15 protein-coding genes are annotated in these 16,226 nt (G+C 70.5%); 12 read left to right on the top strand and 3 right to left on the bottom strand.

Translation table 11 applies throughout. The features are described from left to right. The first annotated feature begins 5 nt into the window (after positions 1-5). Positions 6-1,583, top strand: coding sequence for a transglycosylase SLT domain-containing protein (locus ARC20_RS07335; protein ID WP_057646127.1), 1,578 nt, complete (start codon positions 6-8; stop codon positions 1,581-1,583). A gap of 21 nt (positions 1,584-1,604) precedes the next feature. On the opposite strand, the gene asd is transcribed toward ARC20_RS07335, so the two are convergent. Both asd and ARC20_RS07325 read right to left on the bottom strand, forming a co-directional pair. Next, positions 1,605-2,450, bottom strand: coding sequence for an archaetidylserine decarboxylase (asd, locus tag ARC20_RS07330; RefSeq protein ID WP_057646126.1), 846 nt, complete (start codon positions 2,448-2,450; stop codon positions 1,605-1,607). Continuing rightward, positions 2,447-3,091 (bottom strand): SCO family protein, encoded by a 645-nt coding sequence (locus ARC20_RS07325; protein ID WP_057646125.1) that lies wholly within the window; start codon positions 3,089-3,091, stop codon positions 2,447-2,449. Before ARC20_RS07325 ends, asd begins: the two co-directional genes overlap by 4 nt. Before the next feature lie 180 nt (positions 3,092-3,271). Here ARC20_RS07325 and prmB point away from each other — a divergent pair, with 180 nt between their 5' ends. The 7 genes from prmB (at position 3,272) to ARC20_RS07290 (ending at position 10,825) form a co-directional block, all read left to right on the top strand. Further along, on the top strand, positions 3,272-4,201 hold the full coding sequence (prmB, locus tag ARC20_RS07320; RefSeq protein ID WP_057646124.1) for a 50S ribosomal protein L3 N(5)-glutamine methyltransferase: 930 nt from the start codon (positions 3,272-3,274) through the stop codon (positions 4,199-4,201). After that, the gene (aroC, locus tag ARC20_RS07315) at positions 4,198-5,301 is read left to right on the top strand and encodes a chorismate synthase (RefSeq protein ID WP_057646123.1); all 1,104 of its coding nucleotides are present in this window, start codon (positions 4,198-4,200) and stop codon (positions 5,299-5,301) included. The genes prmB and aroC overlap by 4 nt, the downstream gene beginning before the upstream one ends. Then, positions 5,294-6,349, top strand: a complete 1,056-nt coding sequence (locus tag ARC20_RS07310) for a 2-hydroxyacid dehydrogenase (RefSeq protein ID WP_057646122.1) — start codon at positions 5,294-5,296, stop codon at positions 6,347-6,349. Before aroC ends, ARC20_RS07310 begins: the two co-directional genes overlap by 8 nt. Positions 6,350-6,440: 91 nt before the next feature. Beyond that, positions 6,441-7,469 (top strand): aspartate-semialdehyde dehydrogenase, encoded by a 1,029-nt coding sequence (locus ARC20_RS07305; protein ID WP_057646121.1) that lies wholly within the window; start codon positions 6,441-6,443, stop codon positions 7,467-7,469. Positions 7,470-7,562: 93 nt separating this feature from the next. Continuing rightward, positions 7,563-9,311, top strand: a complete 1,749-nt coding sequence (locus ARC20_RS07300; protein ID WP_057646120.1) for a type IV pilus assembly protein FimV — start codon at positions 7,563-7,565, stop codon at positions 9,309-9,311. A gap of 87 nt (positions 9,312-9,398) precedes the next feature. Further along, positions 9,399-10,172, top strand: a complete 774-nt coding sequence (gene truA, locus ARC20_RS07295) for a tRNA pseudouridine(38-40) synthase TruA (protein ID WP_057646119.1) — start codon at positions 9,399-9,401, stop codon at positions 10,170-10,172. After that, a complete protein-coding gene (locus ARC20_RS07290) occupies positions 10,169-10,825 on the top strand; it encodes a phosphoribosylanthranilate isomerase (protein ID WP_057646118.1) in 657 nt (218 codons plus the stop codon). Before truA ends, ARC20_RS07290 begins: the two co-directional genes overlap by 4 nt. Positions 10,826-10,862: 37 nt before the next feature. Here the strand turns inward: ARC20_RS07290 and ARC20_RS07285 are convergent, their stop codons facing one another. Next, on the bottom strand, positions 10,863-11,756 hold the full coding sequence (locus tag ARC20_RS07285; protein ID WP_057646117.1) for a LysR family transcriptional regulator: 894 nt from the start codon (positions 11,754-11,756) through the stop codon (positions 10,863-10,865). A 112-nt stretch (positions 11,757-11,868) separates the two neighbouring features. Here ARC20_RS07285 and trpB point away from each other — a divergent pair, with 112 nt between their 5' ends. The 4 genes from trpB (at position 11,869) to glmM (ending at position 16,226) form a co-directional block, all read left to right on the top strand. After that, positions 11,869-13,086, top strand: a complete 1,218-nt coding sequence (gene trpB, locus ARC20_RS07280; protein ID WP_057646116.1) for a tryptophan synthase subunit beta — start codon at positions 11,869-11,871, stop codon at positions 13,084-13,086. Continuing rightward, a complete protein-coding gene (gene trpA / locus ARC20_RS07275) occupies positions 13,083-13,886 on the top strand; it encodes a tryptophan synthase subunit alpha (RefSeq protein ID WP_057646115.1) in 804 nt (267 codons plus the stop codon). The genes trpB and trpA overlap by 4 nt, the downstream gene beginning before the upstream one ends. A gap of 103 nt (positions 13,887-13,989) precedes the next feature. Continuing rightward, positions 13,990-14,883, top strand: a complete 894-nt coding sequence (gene accD, locus ARC20_RS07270; RefSeq protein WP_057646114.1) for an acetyl-CoA carboxylase, carboxyltransferase subunit beta — start codon at positions 13,990-13,992, stop codon at positions 14,881-14,883. Continuing rightward, the gene (gene glmM, locus ARC20_RS07265) at positions 14,880-16,226 is read left to right on the top strand and encodes a phosphoglucosamine mutase (protein ID WP_057646113.1); all 1,347 of its coding nucleotides are present in this window, start codon (positions 14,880-14,882) and stop codon (positions 16,224-16,226) included. The genes accD and glmM overlap by 4 nt, the downstream gene beginning before the upstream one ends.

The raw sequence follows: 16,226 nt of genomic DNA, 5'->3' as shown, positions 1-16,226 counted from the left end.
GAAAGATGCCGCTCCCGTTCCCCGTTCCGCGCCCGTGGCCCCTGCTGGCCGTCGTGGCGCTGCTGTCGGTCGTTCCCCCTGCCATGGCGCTGTCCAAGCGCGACGAAGCCCGGGTCGAGGCCCTGCAGACGCGGATGGCCGCCGCCGAGAAGCGCTACCGCGACGCCCAGGTGCTGGTCGGCAACGCCGATCCCAAGGGCCAGGCCGAGAGCGATGCCGCGCTGGAGGACATGGAGGACGTCATCACCGCCTGCACCCAGCAGCGCGGCTGCGAGATGGGCACCATGCTGGCGACCTACAAGCGCCTGCTCAAGGCCAGCACCGACGCCCAGCAGCAGGACGACGATGACGGCGCCGACGACGGTTTGCTCGAAGCCGACCCGGACCATGTCGGTCCGCTGGCCGCCGACGTGCCCGAGGCCGCCCGCGCCGCGGCGCTGCTCAACGACCGCCGGCACGAGTTCGACACCATGGTCGAATACAACGCCGCCGTGCAGGCCGGCATCCGCCGCTGGCTCACCGACCTGCGCCCGCAGCTGCTCACCAGCTACGAGAACTACGAGAACCTGCGCGGCGTCATGTGGCCGGAATGGCAGCGCCGCGGCCTGCCCGAAGCGCTGCTGTTCGGCATCATGGCCAAGGAGTCCAACGGCCGCGTGCATGCCAGCTCGCGCGCCGGCGCCGCCGGCCTGATGCAGTTCATGCCGGCCACCGGCCGCCGCTTCGGCCTGGGCGTGGACGAGACCGGCTTTGACAGCCGCTTCGACCCGCGCAGCGCGGCGATGGCCAGTGCCGCCTACCTCAACGAACGCATGGGCGAGCTCAACCGCAACATCGAGCTGGCGCTGGCCGCCTACAACGGCGGCGAAGGCCGCGCGGCGCGCGTATACGGCGCCACCGGCGGGCGCAGCTTCTGGGACCAGTCGGTGTACGACCAGTTCCCGGCCGAGACCAAGGACTACGTGCCGATGGTGATCGCCGCGGCGTGGCTGTTCCTGCACCCGCAGCAGTACGGGCTGGAGCTGCCGAAGGTCAACGCGGTGCCGGCCACGCTGACGCTCTCGCGTTCGACCACGATTTACGAGCTGACCATCTGCCTGGGCAGCGCCGGCACGCGCGATGGCTACATGCGCGCGCTGCGCAACCTCAACCCGCGCTACGAGCCGGACGGCTGGATTCCCGGCGGCACCACGATCAACGCGACCACGCGCATCGTCGGCCTGTACAACCGCTACTGCGTGAAGGGCCCGCGCGCGGACCTGGCGCGCACGCTGATCAGCGCCGACCTCAACCAGGCCATCGTGCGGCCTTCACCGCAGTCGTTCACCGGCAGCGTGGCGGTGGGTAGCGCGACGCCGATGGCGGGCGTGGCGACCACCGTGGCCACCGGCCAGCCGGCGCCGGCCAAGCCGAAGGCCAAACAAGTGCGCAGCTACAAGGTAGCCAAGGGCGACACGCTCGGCCGCATCGCCGACAAGCACCAGTGCGAGTTGAAGGACCTGGCCAAGGCCAACAAGCTGCGCGCGCCGGCCTATGCGCTGAAGCCGGGGCAGGTCATCCAGCTGGTGGGCTGCGACAAATAAGCGTGGCGGGGCGCGGCTTCTTCAGCCGCGCAGCGTCGCCAGCGCCTCGCCCAGCTGCACCGCCGATTCGGCCTGCAGCTGTGGCGCGAATTCCGCCACGCCCGGCGGCAGCAGCACGACCACCGTCGAGCCATAGTTGAAGCGCGCCATCTCCGCGAAGCGCTCCAGCGTGATGCCCTGGCCGCGATAGTCCTTGCGGGTGATGCTATCGCCGTAGGCCGGGATCTCCTCGCCGCTCCACACCGTTTCCACGCCGGACACCAGCAACGCGCCCACCATCACCGAGGCCATCGGGCCGAAATCGGTATCGAAGTGGCACACCAGCCGCTCGTTGCGCGCGAACAGGCGCGGCACGCCGGCCACCGCGGCCGGGCCCACGCTGAACAAGCGGCCCGGCACGTGCACCGTCTCGCGCAGCGTGCCGGTCCACGGCATGTGCACGCGGTGGTAATCGCGCGGGGACAGGTACACCGTGGCGAACAGGCCCTCGCGGAACGGCAGCGCCGAGGCCTCGTCACCGAGCAGCTCGGCGGCGGTAAACGACTGCCCCTTGGCCTGGAAGATGCGGCCATCGACGATCGCGCCCAGCTGGCTGATGCGCCCGTCCGCCGGCATCACCAGCGTGCGCGGGTTCGGCTCGGCGCGGCGCGCGCCTTCCTTCAAGGCCCGGGTGAAAAACGCATTGAACGATGGGTACGCAGTCGGGTCCGGCTGCGCGGCTTCGGCGAGGTTGACGTTGAACTTCTCGGTGACCGTGTCGATCAGCCACTGCTTCACGCGCGGGTTCGTCGAATAGGCCAGCCGTCGCGCCAGCGAGGACAGGGCGCGGTGCGGCAGGGCGTAGGTCAAGGCAGTGGTGAAATTCATGGGGCGGCAGCCTGGGTCAAGCGGGTGAAGTCCGCGGCAATGGCCTGCGGCTGGAAGGGCGGACGGATCAGGCCGGCGAGGCGGCCCTGCGGGTCGAGCACGGCGATGCCGGCCGAGTGATCCATGCTGTAGTCGTTCGGGTTTTCGTCGATGTGCTTGCCCGGCACCTTCTGGAACACGAAGCCCAGCGCGGTGGCGAAGCGCTCCAGCTCCGGCACGTCCGCGGTGGCGGCCAGGGTGTCCTTGTGGAAGGCATGGGCGTATTCGCCCACGCGCGCCGGGCTGTCGCGCTCCGGGTCGATGGAGACGAACAGCACGCGCGGGCGCAGGCCTTCGGGGATGTTCGTCCACTGCTGCTGGGCGCGGGCCAGGTCGGCCAGGGTGGTGGGGCACACGTCCGGGCAGGACAGGAAGCCGATGAACACCAGCGTCCAGTGGCCGCGCAGCTCGCCGGGCACCAGCGCGGTGCCGTCGGACTGGCGCAGGTTGAAATCGGGCAGGGCGCGCGATTGCGGGTACATCACCACGGTGTCCGTGGCGGTGGCGGCGGAGCGGTCGGTGAACACCTTCTGCGCGACGACCAGCCCCAGGCCGGCGGCCAGGGCGGCGGCAATCACGATGCCGGTTGTACGTAGGGTCATGCGGCCAGCCACCTCGTTCCAGAGGCGCCGGCGGACCGGCGCGGGTCGGCGGGGAGAGGCCGCCGGCGGGCGTCGCCCGGGGCCGGCGCGGCCCGCGCGCCGAAGTTTCCCCTGCAACAGACGCTCATGATAGCGGCCACGCGCCTATAATCGGGGGCCTTTCCCCCACCTGCTGTTGCCATGACCGCCGCCACGGCCGACGAACTGTCCACGATCATCGACCTGATCCGCTACGGCACCAGCCGTTTCAACGAGGCCGGCCTGACCTTCGGCCACAGCTACGACAACGCGCTGGACGAAGCGACCCAGCTGGTCCTGCACACCCTGCACCTGCCGCACGACCTCGGCCCGGCCTACGGCGCCGCGCGCCTGACCCGCGCCGAGAAGGAGCAGGTGCTGGCGCTGTTCCAGCGTCGCATCGACGAGCGCGTGCCGGCCGCCTACCTCACCGGCGAGGCCTGGTTCGCCGGGCTGAGCTTCAAGAGCGACGCGCGCGCGCTGGTGCCGCGTTCGCCGATCGCCGAGCTGATCGAAGCCGGTTTCGAGCCATGGCTGGCCGGGCGCGAGGTGTACCGCGCGCTGGACCTGTGCACCGGCTCGGGCTGCATCGCCATCGCGATGGGCCACTACAACCCGAACTGGCAGGTCGACGGCGTGGACATCAGCGACGACGCGCTGGCCCTGGCCGCGGAAAACAAGGCGCGCCTGCACGCCGACAACGTCACCCTGCTCAAGTCGGACCTGTTCACCGGGCTGACCGGCCGCCACTACGACCTCATCGTCACCAACCCGCCGTACGTCACCAACGACGAGACCGACGCGCTGCCGCAGGAATACTCCTACGAGCCGGAGCTGGGCCTGCGCGCGGGCGACGACGGCCTGGACCTGGTGCTGAAGATCCTGCGCGACGCGCCGATCCACCTGTCCGAAGACGGCCTGCTGATCTGCGAAGTCGGCGAATCCGAGCAGCACCTGGTCAAGCTGCTGCCGGAAGTGGATTTCGCCTGGATCGAGTTCAAGGTCGGCCAGATGGGCATCTTCGCGGTGGAATGCCGCGAGCTGATCGCGCACAGCGCCCGCATCACCGAACTGGCGGCATCGCGGCCGTGAGTTCCAACGCCTTCGGCAAGCTGCTGACGGTCACCACGTTCGGCGAATCGCACGGGCCGGCGATCGGCTGCGTGGTCGATGGCTGCCCGCCGGGGCTGGAGATCAGTGCCGGGGAATTCACCCAGGACCTGCAGCGCCGCGCCACCGGCAAGAGCCGCCACACCTCGGCGCGCCGCGAGGCCGACGAGGTGGAAATCCTCTCCGGCGTGTACGAAGGCGTCACCACCGGCACGCCGATCGCGCTGCTGATCCGCAACACCGACCAGCGCAGCAAGGATTACGCCAACATCGCCCGGCAGTTCCGCCCGGGCCACGCCGATTACAGCTACTGGCAGAAGTACGGCATCCGCGACCCGCGCGGTGGCGGCCGTTCTTCCGCGCGCGAGACCACCACGCGCGTGGCCGCCGGCGTGATCGCCAAGAAGTGGCTGGCGCAGCGCTACGGCGTGACCGTGCGCGGCTGGCTCTCGCAACTCGGGCCGATCGTGCCGCAGGGCTTCGACTGGAACGCGGTGGAAGAAAACCCGTTCTTCTGGCCGCACGCCGCCCAGGTGGACGAGCTCGAAAGCTACATGGACGCGCTGCGCAAGTCCGGCGATTCGGTCGGCGCGCGCGTCACCGTGGTGGCCGACGGCGTGCCGCCGGGCTGGGGCGAGCCGATCTACGGCAAGCTCGACGGCGAACTGGCCGCCGCGCTGATGAGCATCAACGCGGTGAAGGGCGTGGAGATCGGCGACGGCTTCGATGTCGTCGCGCAGAAGGGCACCGAGCACCGCGACCTGATCTCCGCCCAAGGTTTCCACAGCAACCACGCCGGCGGCATCCTCGGCGGCATCTCCACCGGCCAGCAGGTCGTGGCGTCGATCGCGCTCAAGCCCACCTCCAGCCTGCGCCTGCCGGGCCAGAGCGTGGACGTGGACGGGCAGCCGATCGAAGTGGTCACCACCGGCCGCCATGACCCGTGCGTGGGCATCCGCGCCACGCCGATCGCCGAGGCGATGATGGCGCTGGTGCTGATGGACCAGGCGCTGCGCCACCGCGCGCAGTGTGGCGATGTCGGTGACGTCTCCCCGCGCATTCCCGGAACGCTCGATGGCTGACGCGCGGCCACGCGTGTGGGTCAGCCAGCCGCTGTTCGATGAGGAAATCGAACGGCTCGGGCAGTATTTCGACGTGCAGGCCACGGCGGAAGTCACGAAGTATTCGGCCGGCGACATCGCCGCGCGCCTGGCCGGCGTGGATGGCGCGCTGATCACCCTCAACGAGCGCGTGGGCGCGGCCGAAGTGGCCGGCGCCGGCGGTTTGCGGGCGGTCGCCAATGTCGGCGTCGGCTACAACAACCTCGATCTCGACGCGCTGAGCGCGGCCGGGATCATCGCCAGCAACACCCCGGACGTGCTCACCGAGACCACGGCCGACCTCGGCTTCGCGCTGCTGATGGCCGCCGCGCGGCGCATCACCGAATCCGAGCGCTGGCTGCGCGAGGGCCAGTGGCGGCAGTGGTCGTTCAAGACCATGCTCGGCCACGACATCCACGGCAGCACGCTGGGCATCCTGGGCATGGGCCGCATCGGCCAGGGCATCGCCCGCCGCGGTGCGCTCGGCTTCGGCATGAAGGTGCTGTACCACAACCGCAGCCGGCTGCCGGAAGCGGTGGAAGCCGAGACCGGCGCGCGCTATGTCGGCTTCGACGACCTGCTCGCGCAGGCCGACCACCTCGTGCTGGTGCTGCCTTACACCCCGGCCGCGCACCACCTGGTCAATGCCGCGGCATTGGCGAAGATGAAGCCTTCCGCCACGCTGGTGAACATCGCGCGCGGCGGGCTGGTCGATGAAATCGCGCTGGCCGACGCGCTGGCGAACGGCCGCCTGGCCGCCGCCGGGCTGGACGTGTACGAGGGCGAGCCGAACGTGCGCCCGGAGCTGCTGGCGCTGCGCAACGTGGTGCTGACTCCGCATATCGGCAGCGCCAGCCTGGATACCCGCCGCGGCATGGTCGCGCTGGCGGTGGACAACCTGATCGCCGCGCTGGGGCAGGGGCCGGATGCCGGCCGGCCGCCGAGCGCGCTGAACCTGGGCCAGATCGACGCCGGCAAAACCGGCGGCAAGGCCGTGGGCGCGGGCAAAATCGGCGCCGAAAAACGATAGGGAACCTCCGCGTCCGCTGTCCCGGAGGTTCCCCGAACCCAGCGATGCTGCGCCGAATTCCTTTCCCTATCGAATCACCGAGCCAACACCCATGAACCAGAACACCCGTCGTTTCAACGTTGCCGTCGTCGGCGCCACCGGCGCGGTCGGCGAGACCATGCTCAACATCCTGGCCGAGCGCGACTTCCCCATCGGCACGCTGCATGCCCTCGCGTCCGAGCGCTCGGCCGGCGGCACCGTCGAGTACAAGGGCGAGAAGATCGCCGTGCAGGACCTGGCCACCTTCGACCCGAAGGGCGTGGACATCGCGCTGTTCTCGGCCGGTGGCAGCGTCTCCAAGGAATACGCGCCGAAGTTCGCCGCCGCGGGCGCGGTGGTGATCGACAACTCCTCGGCCTTCCGTTACGACGACGACGTGCCGCTGGTGGTGTCGGAAGTGAATCCGGAAGCGCTCAAGGACCGCCCGCGCGGCATCGTCGCCAACCCGAACTGCTCGACCATGCAGATGCTGGTCGCGCTGGGCCCGATCCACCGCCAGTACGGCATCGAGCGCATCAACGTGGCCACCTACCAGTCGGTGTCCGGCGGTGGCCGTTCGGCGCTGGAAGAGCTGGGCAAGCAGACCGGCCAGCTGCTGAACTTCCAGGAGATCGATCCGCAGCGCTTCCCGGTGCAGATCGCCTTCAACCTGATCCCGCACATCGACGACTTCCAGGACAACGGCTTCACCAAGGAAGAAATGAAGCTGGTGTGGGAGACGCAGAAGATCCTCGGCGACGCCAGCATCAAGGTGAACCCGACTGCCGTGCGCGTGCCGGTGTTCTACGGCCACTCCGAGGCCGTGGCCATCGAGACCCGCGAGAAGATCACCGTGGAAGCCGCGCGCGAACTGCTCTCGCGTTCGCCGGGCGTGGAAGTGGTGGACGAGCGCAAGGCGGGTGGCTACCCGACGCCGGTCACCCACGCTTCGGGCAACGACGCGGTGTACGTCGGCCGCATCCGCGAGGACTTCTCGCACCCGCGTGGCCTGAACCTGTGGATCGTCTCGGACAACATCCGCAAGGGCGCCGCGCTCAACGCGGTGCAGCTGGCCGAACTGGTCGCCGCCGAGCAGGGCTGAGCCTGCTGCGGTGCGCAAGGACGCCGGGCTTTCGGCACGGCGTCGCGCACCTGCCCGTATGCAGCTTTCCGGCGCGACGTTATATTGGCGCCCATGAAACGCAGGGGAATGGGCGCCAGGCGCCCGCTACAAGGTATCGGCGCGCTGGTCCTGACGCTGTGCAGCGGTGCTGCGATGGCGCTCGGGCTGGGCGACATCCGCGTGCTGTCCCGTCCGGGGCAGCCGCTGGTGGCCGAGATTCCGGTCATTTCCAACGAGCCGGGCGAGCTGGAGAACGCGCACGTCGCGCTGGCTTCGCCGGCGACGTTCGCCCGCGTCGGCCTGGAGCCGCCGCAGGGCCTGGTCAACGAACTGCAGTTCCAGTTCACCCAGGACGCCGGTGGCCGGGCGGTCATCCGCGTCACCAGCGCCTCGCCGGTGTCGCAGAAGGCGCTGTCGTTCCTGATCGAAGTGGATTGGGGCCAGGGCCGGCTGGTGCGCGAATACTCCGCGCTGGTCGATGCACCGAACACCGCCGCGGCGATCGCCGAGCCGATGATCGAAGCGCCGGCCGCCAGTGCCGAGAACCGCATCATTCGCGAGACCGAAGCGCTGCCGCCGGAGCCGTTGCCGGCCACGCCGACGCCTGAAGCCGCGCCGCCGGTGGCTGCCACGCCGGAGCCGGCACCCGCGCCGCGTCCCGCGCGCCAGGCGCCCGCCGCGCCGACGCTGCAGCCGGGTGATTCGCTCACCGTGCGCAGCGGCCAGACGCTGTCGGGCATCGCCGCGCAGCTGGCCGGCGAGGGCGCCTCGCTGGACCAGACCATGGTCGCGCTGCTGCGCGCCAACCCCGATGCCTTCATCGGCGGTAACATCAACCGGCTCAAGGCCGGTGCGGTGCTGCGCACGCCGGCGCAGGAAGAACTGGCCCGCGTGGGCGCCGCCGAAGCACGGGCGATGGTGCGCGAACAGGCCGCGCAGTGGCGGCAAGCGCGCGCGGCGATCCCGCAACCGGCCGAGGCCGGTGCGGCGGCCACGCCCACCGCCAGCAGCCCGGCGCCGTCGACGGCAGCGCCCGCCGCGGAAGGCGCGCGGCTTGAAATTGCGCCGGCCGTGGCCAGCGATGCGAAGAATGCCGGAACGACCAGCGGCACCAGTGCCGGAGGCGAGGGAGACATGGCGGCGAACGAACAACTGCAGCAGGCGCGCGAGGATATCGCCACGCGCGACGCCGAGATCCAGGAACTGCGTAACCGCGTGGGCGAGTTGGAGAAGCTCAAGCAGGACCAGCAGAAGCTGATCGCGATGAAGGACACCGACCTGGCCGCCGCGCAGGCGCGCCTGGCCAAGGCTGGCCCGGCACCGGGCAGCGAGTCGGGCACGCCGATGTGGCTGTGGGGCGGGCTGGCGCTGGTGATCGCCGGCATCGCCGCATGGCTGGCGTCGCGCCGCCGCAAGCCTTCGCCGTTGCCGCCGCTGCCGCGCCAGGGTTTCGATGCCGCGACGCTGGCCGCCGCCGTGCCCGGCGCCGCCGCGCCGAGCATGGGCGAGCGCGAGGTCGACCGCGAAGTCGAGCTGGAAGAAGTGGACCTGCGCGAAGAAGAACATGCGCCCTGGCGCGCGCCGGTGGAAGAAGATCCGGCGCCGGTCATCGTGGCCGAGCCCGCCGCGCCGGCGTGGCATGCCGATGCCGTGGCGCCGCTCAACCCGGTGCCCGCGGGCCGCGACCGCCTCGAACTGGCGGTGGCCTACCTGGACCTGGGCGATACCGAAACCGCGCGCAGCCTGCTGCTGGAAGTGGCGCAGGGCCCGGACCCGGCCGCGCGCGCCGAGGCCGTCGCGCTGCTCGGCCAGCTGCGCTGAGTTCCCTTCGCCTGCCCCGCGCGATGCGGGGCGGGCGAGATCACCGCAACAACCCGGCGGCCGTGGTCGCCGCAATCGGACGGCAGCATGCGTTACGCCCTCGGCGTGGAGTACGACGGCAGCGAATTCCTGGGCTGGCAGCAGCTCGGCGAACACGGCGGGCCGAGCGTGCAGGCCACGCTGCAGGAGGCGCTGTCCTCGGTCGCCGACGCCCCTGTCTCGGTGGTGTGTGCAGGCCGCACCGATGCCGGCGTGCATGGTGAATGCCAGGTCGTGCATTTCGACAGCGAGGCCGGCCGCGACCCGCGCGCGTGGATGCTCGGCACCACCACGCGCCTGCCGCGCTCGGTGGCGGTGCGCTGGTGCGTGCCGGTGGCCGACGATTTCCACGCGCGCTTCTCCGCGCGCGCGCGCCGTTACCGCTACCGGATGTTGAACCGCACGGTGCGCCCGGCGCTGTATCGGCAGACCTTGAGCTGGGAGCGGCGTCCGCTCGATGCCGGCGCCATGCACGCAGCGGCGCAGGCGTTGCTGGGCGAGAACGATTTCGGCGCGTTCCGCAGCGTGCAGTGCCAAGCGTTGCATGCGCGGCGTGAATTGCAGGCGATCTCGGTGCGGCGTGAGGGCGAAGTGATCGAAGTGGCGGTGCAGGCGAATGCATTCCTTCATCACATGGTGCGCAATATCGTGGGCTCGCTGGTGCTGGTCGGCGCCGGCGAGCAACCGGTGGAATGGATCGCCGAATTGCTGGCCGGACGCGACCGCACAGTGGCCGGACCGACCGCGCCGCCCCAGGGGCTGGTCTTCGTCGGGCCGCTGTATGACCGGCAATGGCAGCTGCCCACCGAGGTCACGCAATGAATCGAACGCTGTACCGCACTCGCATCAAGTTCTGTGGCATGACCCGCGCCGGCGACATCCGCCTGGCCGGTGAGTTGGGCGTGGACGCGATTGGCTTCGTGTTCGCGCACGGCAGCCCCCGCCGCGTGGCGCCGGCCGAGGCGCGCGCGATGCGCCAGGCCACCGCGCCGATGGTCGATGTGGTCGCGCTGTTCCGCAACAACAGCAAGGACGAAGTGCGCGAGGTCGTGCGCACCGTCCGCCCGAGCCTGCTGCAGTTCCATGGCGAGGAAGAAGACAGCTTCTGCCGCAGCTTCAGCCTGCCGTACATGAAGGCGATCCCGATGGGCGGCGCGCAGCCGCACAATGCGCGCGCGCTGCAGATGGCCTTCCCGAACGCGGCCGCTTTCCTGTTCGACAGCCATGCGCCCGGCGGCAGCGGTGGCAGTGGCAGCACGTTCAATTGGGCGCAGATCCCGACCGGGTTGCATCGCCCGTTCCTGCTGGCCGGCGGCATCACGCCGGAAAACGCGTTCGACGCGGTGGTGGCGACGCTGCCGTGGGGCGTGGATGTGTCCAGCGGCATCGAGAGCGAGCCGGGCATCAAGGATGGCGAGAAGATGCGGCGGTTCGTCGAGGAAGTGCGGCGCGCGGATTGCCACGAGATGTCGTGATGGCCGGCAGGGCGCCGGGTCGCGGCTGAAGCCGCGCCTACCTGTCCGCGGGCGCCTCGAGCTCGCGCCGCAGCCAGTCCGCGAATGCATCGATGCGCCGGTCTCCATTGCGCGCATCCACGCACAGCACCCACTGCGCCGACGTTTCGACGAATCCCCACGGCGCGACCAGCCTGCCGCTCGCCAGGTCGTCCGCCACCAGCGGCTGCGGCGCGATGGCCACGCCCAATCCCGCCACGGCCGCCTCCAGTAGATAGAGCAGGTGTTCGAAGTCGTTGGCGACCGGCAGCGCGTCCGGCGCCAGCCCGTTGGCCTGCGCCCATTCCGGCCACGCCTGTGGCCGCGAGCGCGTGCCCAGCAGCGGCAGCCGCGCCATGTTCGCCACGGAAAGCCCGGCGTCCGCGGCCGCCATCCGGGGGCTCATCACCGGCCCGATCCGCTCCGGGCCCAGCGCGAGCACGCGCCAGCCAGGCGGCCAAGGCGGCGAGGCGAGCAGCAGCGCGGCATCCAGCCCGCCCAGGTCCGGCCCGGGCGGCTGCTCGGTGGCGGACAGGTGCAGGGTCAGCTGCGGCAGGTCTTCGCCCAGCCGCGCCAGCCGCGGGATCACCCAGCGCGCCAGCAGGCTGCCGCTGCAGCCGAGCACCAGCGGCGCGTGCCCGGCATGGCGGCGCAGGCCGCGCCAGGCTTCGCGCAGGCGACCGAACGCCTCGCCGCTGGCTTCGCGCAGGCGTTCACCGGCGTCGGTCAGCACCAGGCCACGGCCCTGGCGGGCGAACAGGGGCGTGCCCAGCGCTTCCTCCAGCGTGCGGATGTGCCGGCTCACGGCGCCATGGGTGACATGCAGCTCGTCGGCGGCCCGGCTCACGCTGCCCAGGCGGGCGGCGGCCTCGAAGGCACGCAGGGCGGGGAGGGGCGGTAGATCGCTGCTCATGTGAGCAAAACTCACAGGTCGTGGAGAAGGGCTCGATTATCACCCGGTATGGGCTGCGGTAAAGTGCCTGCCATTGCGGCACCAAAGCCGCGCGCACGAGCTTCGTACCGCCATGTCCACGCCTTCCATCAGTGACTTCCACGCCTATCCGGATGCCGCCGGCCACTTCGGCCGCTATGGCGGGCGCTTCGTCGCCGAGACCCTGATCGGCCCGCTGCAGGAGCTGGCCGCCGCCTACGACGCCGCGCGCCAGGACCCGGCCTTCATCGCCGCCTACGACAAGGACCTCAAGCACTACGTGGGCCGGCCCAGCCCGATCTACCACGCCGAGCGGCTGAGCCGCGAAGTGGGCGGCGCGCAGATCCTGCTCAAGCGCGAGGACCTGAACCATACCGGCGCGCACAAGATCAACAACACCATCGGCCAGGCGCTGCTGGCCAGCCGCATGGGCAAGACGCGCATCATCGCCGAGACCGGCGCCGGCCAGCATGGCGTGGCCAGCGCCACGGTCGCCGCGCGGCTGGGCCTGGAATGCGTGGTCTACATGGGCGCCACCGACATCGAGCGGCAGAAGATCAACGTCTACCGCATGAAGCTGCTCGGCGCGACCGTCGTGCCGGTAACCAGCGGCTCGGCCACGTTGAAGGATGCGCTCAACGAGGCGATGCGCGACTGGGTCACCAACGTCGCCGACACCTTCTACATCATCGGCACCGTCGCCGGCCCGGATCCGTACCCGCGCATGGTGCGCGACTTCAACGCCATCGTCGGCCGCGAGGCGCGCGCGCAGATGCTGGAGGACTACGGCCGCCTGCCGGATGCGATCACCGCCTGCGTGGGCGGCGGCAGCAATGCCATCGGCCTGTTCCATGCCTTCCTCAACGACCCGGGCGTGGCGATCTACGGCGCCGAGGCGGCGGGCGACGGCATCGGCACGGGTCGCCATGCGGCCTCCATCGCCGCCGGCCGCCCGGGCGTGCTGCATGGCAACCGCACCTACGTGATCTGCGACGACGACGGGCAGATCATCGAGACCCACTCGGTCTCCGCCGGCCTGGATTACCCGGGCGTCGGGCCGGAGCATGCGTTCCTCGCCGACACCGGCCGCGCGCAATACCTGGGCATCACCGACGACGAGGCGCTGGCCGCCTTCCACCTGCTCGCGCATACCGAGGGCATCCTCGCCGCGCTGGAATCCAGCCATGCGGTCGCGCAGGCGATCAAGCTGGCGCGCGACCTGCCGAAGGATGCGCTGGTGCTGTGCAACCTCTCCGGTCGTGGCGACAAGGATGTGCATACCATCGCCGCGCGCGAGGGGGTGACGGTATGAACCGCATCGACGACAAGTTCGCCCAGCTCCGCGCGACGAACCGCAAGGCGCTGATCCCCTTCATCACCGCCGGCGATCCCTCGCTGGAAGCCACCGTGCCGGTGATGCATGCGCTGGTGCGCGCCGGTGCCGACGTCATCGAACTGGGCGTGCCGTTCTCCGACCCGATGGCCGACGGCCCCACCATCCAGCGCAGCTCCGAGCGCGCGCTGGGGCGCGGCGCCGGGCTGGCCTACGTGCTGGAGGCGGTGCATGAGTTCCGTCGCGAGGACGCCACCACGCCGGTCGTGCTGATGGGCTATTTGAACCCCGTCGAGATCCACGGCACCGCGCGCTTTGCCGAGGCCGCGGTGGCGGCGGGCGTCGATGGCGTGCTGCTGGTCGACCTGCCGCCGGAAGAGGCGAGCGAGACTCGCGAACTGTTCGATCGCGCCGGCCTGGCGCTGATCGCCCTGGCCGCGCCGACCACCGACGACCAGCGCCTGCCGCAGGTCTGCGCCAGCGCCCGGGGCTATCTGTATTACGTGAGCTTCGCCGGCGTCACCGGCGCCGATCGCCTGGACACCCAGGCCGCCGGCCAGCGCCTGCAGGCGCTGCGCAAGGCGGCCACGGTGCCGGTGGTGGCCGGCTTCGGCATCAAGGACGCAGCCAGCGCCGCGGCCATGGCGGTGGATGCCGATGGCGTGGTCGTGGGCAGCGCGCTGGTGCAGGCGCTGGAAGGCGCGGCGGACAGCGGGCAGGCGCGGCAGCGGGCCGAGGCTTTCCTGGCGCCGTTGCGGGCCGCGCTGGATGCGGGCTGAGGCGGAACGTACGCTGGCGTCCTGCACCGTATCGAACCGGCTGGGATAGACTGGCGCCCTTCTGCGGCCCCCGGGGCCGCCCTGCAAGGATCGTCATCACCGCATGAGCTGGCTCAGCAAACTGATGCCTTCGGGCATCCGCACCGACAACACCCCGAGCAAGAAGCGCAGCGTCCCCGAAGGCCTGTGGGAGAAGTGCAGCAACTGCGGCAGCGTGCTGTACCGCCCCGAGCTGGAGGAAAACCTCGAGGTCTGTCCGAAGTGCGGCCACCACATGGCCATCCGCGCCCGCGCGCGCCTGGCGTCGTTGTTCGACGAGGGCAGCACCAGCGAGATCGCCGCCCACCTCGGCCCGGTCGACGTGCTCAAGTTCCGCGACCAGAAGAAGTACGCCGACCGCATCAAGTCCACCCAGAAGGCCACCGGCGAGTACGACGCGCTGGTCGCCATGCGCGGGCTGGTCAAGGGCAACCCGCTGGTCGCCTCTTCGTTCGACTTCGCCTTCATGGGCGGCTCGATGGGTTCGGTGGTCGGCGAGCGTTTCGCCCGGGCCGCCGAAGTGGCGCTGGAGCTGGGCTGCCCCTACGTGTGCTTCTCCGCCAGCGGCGGCGCGCGCATGCAGGAAGGCCTGTTCTCGCTGATGCAGATGGCCAAGACCTCCGCGGCGCTGGGCCGCCTGCGTGAAGCCGGCCTGCCGTACATCTCGGTGCTGACCCACCCGACCACCGGCGGCGTGTCGGCCTCGTTCGCGATGCTGGGCGACATCAACATCGCCGAGCCGCAGGCGCTGATCGGCTTCGCCGGTCCGCGCGTGATCGAACAGACCGTGCGCGAGAAGCTGCCGGAAGGCTTCCAGCGTTCGGAGTTCCTGCTCGACCACGGCGCCATCGACCAGATCTGCGACCGCCGCGAAATGCGCGAGCGCCTGGCCGACCTCACCGCGATGATGATGCGCCAGGCGCGCCCGGCCGCCGACGAAAAGCCGGCCGCGGCATGAGCGCAAGGAAGTATTTCGGCACCGACGGCATCCGTGGCCGCGTCGGCCAGGGACCGATTTCGGCCGACTTCGTGCTGCGCCTGGGTAATGCCCTGGGCCGCGTGCTGGGCGAGGGCGGCCGCGGCCGCCCCACCGTGCTGATCGGCAAGGACACGCGCATCTCCGGCTACATGTTCGAAGCCGCGCTGGAGGCCGGGCTGGTCGCCGCCGGCGCCGACGTGCAGCTGATCGGGCCGATGCCCACCCCGGCCATCGCATTCCTGACCAATACGCTGCGCGCCGATGCCGGCATCGTGATCAGTGCTTCGCACAACCCGCATTACGACAACGGCATCAAGTTCTTCTCCGCCGAAGGCGAGAAGCTCGACGACGCCACCGAGCTGGCCATCGAGGCCGCGCTCGACGCGCCGTTCCTGACCGTCGATTCGACCCGCCTGGGCAAGGCGTCGCGCGCGCGCGATGCGATCGGCCGCTACATCGAGTTCTGCAAGTCCAGCGTGCCGCGGGGTTTCCACCTGCGCGGGCTGAAGATCGTGCTGGACTGCGCGCACGGCGCCACGTACCACATCGCCCCGATGCTGTTCCGCGAGCTGGGCGCGGAAGTCGTGGTGATCGGCGCGGCGCCGGATGGCCTGAACATCAACGACGGCGTGGGTTCGACCCACATCGACAACCTCGCCGCGAAAGTGCGCGAGGTCGGGGCCGACCTGGGCATCGCCTTCGATGGCGACGGCGACCGCGTGCTGATGGCCGACGACCAGGGCAACCCGGTCGACGGCGACGACCTGCTCTATGTATTGGCACGCGGCTGGCAGGCCAGCGGCCGGCTCAAGGGCACGGTGGTCGGCACGTTGATGACGAACTACGGGCTGGAGCAGGCGCTGGCCGGCCTCGGCATCCCGTTCGTGCGCGTCAAGGTCGGCGACCGCTACGTGCACCAGGCGCTGGTCGAGGGCGGTGGCGTGCTGGGCGGCGAAACCTCCGGCCACATGCTGTGCCTGGACCGCGCCACCACCGGCGATGGCATCGTCAGCGCCCTGCAGGTGCTGGAGACGCTGCGCCGCGAGGGCGCCAGCCTGCGCCAGGCGCTGGCCGGGCTGCACAAGGTGCCGCAGCAGACCATCAACGTGAAGCTGCAGGGCAACGCCAAGGACACCGTCGGCGCGGCCTCGGTGCAGCAGGCGCTGGTGCAGGCGCAGGCCGCGGTGCAAGGACGGGGCCGGGCGTTCCTGCGGCCTTCGGGGACCGAGCCGGTCGTGCGGGTGACGGTCGAGGCCGATGACGCCACGTTGATGCAGTCCACCCTTCAGGCATTGGCCGACGCGGTGCGTGCCGCCACCTGA

The sequence above is a fragment of the Stenotrophomonas panacihumi genome, from assembly GCF_001431645.1.
GTDB classification, from domain to species: domain Bacteria; phylum Pseudomonadota; class Gammaproteobacteria; order Xanthomonadales; family Xanthomonadaceae; genus Stenotrophomonas_A; species Stenotrophomonas_A panacihumi.
This window is presented reverse-complemented; position numbering and strand designations above follow the sequence as displayed.

Bases quoted from the DNA above. Each gene is read 5' to 3' on its own strand.
- ARC20_RS07300 (WP_057646120.1), top strand. From the start codon at position 7,563: ATGAAACGCAGGGGAATGGGCGCCAGGCGCCCGCTACAAGGTATCGGC.
- glmM (WP_057646113.1), top strand. From the start codon at position 14,880: ATGAGCGCAAGGAAGTATTTCGGCACCGACGGCATCCGTGGCCGCGTC.
- trpA (WP_057646115.1), top strand. From the start codon at position 13,083: ATGAACCGCATCGACGACAAGTTCGCCCAGCTCCGCGCGACGAACCGC.
- prmB (WP_057646124.1), top strand. From the start codon at position 3,272: ATGACCGCCGCCACGGCCGACGAACTGTCCACGATCATCGACCTGATC.
- trpB (WP_057646116.1), top strand. From the start codon at position 11,869: ATGTCCACGCCTTCCATCAGTGACTTCCACGCCTATCCGGATGCCGCC.
- accD (WP_057646114.1), top strand. From the start codon at position 13,990: ATGAGCTGGCTCAGCAAACTGATGCCTTCGGGCATCCGCACCGACAAC.
- asd (WP_057646126.1), bottom strand. From the start codon at position 2,450: ATGAATTTCACCACTGCCTTGACCTACGCCCTGCCGCACCGCGCCCTG.
- ARC20_RS07325 (WP_057646125.1), bottom strand. From the start codon at position 3,091: ATGACCCTACGTACAACCGGCATCGTGATTGCCGCCGCCCTGGCCGCC.
- ARC20_RS07290 (WP_057646118.1), top strand. From the start codon at position 10,169: ATGAATCGAACGCTGTACCGCACTCGCATCAAGTTCTGTGGCATGACC.
- ARC20_RS07285 (WP_057646117.1), bottom strand. From the start codon at position 11,756: ATGAGCAGCGATCTACCGCCCCTCCCCGCCCTGCGTGCCTTCGAGGCC.
- ARC20_RS07310 (WP_057646122.1), top strand. From the start codon at position 5,294: ATGGCTGACGCGCGGCCACGCGTGTGGGTCAGCCAGCCGCTGTTCGAT.
- ARC20_RS07305 (WP_057646121.1), top strand. From the start codon at position 6,441: ATGAACCAGAACACCCGTCGTTTCAACGTTGCCGTCGTCGGCGCCACC.
- ARC20_RS07335 (WP_057646127.1), top strand. From the start codon at position 6: ATGCCGCTCCCGTTCCCCGTTCCGCGCCCGTGGCCCCTGCTGGCCGTC.
- truA (WP_057646119.1), top strand. From the start codon at position 9,399: ATGCGTTACGCCCTCGGCGTGGAGTACGACGGCAGCGAATTCCTGGGC.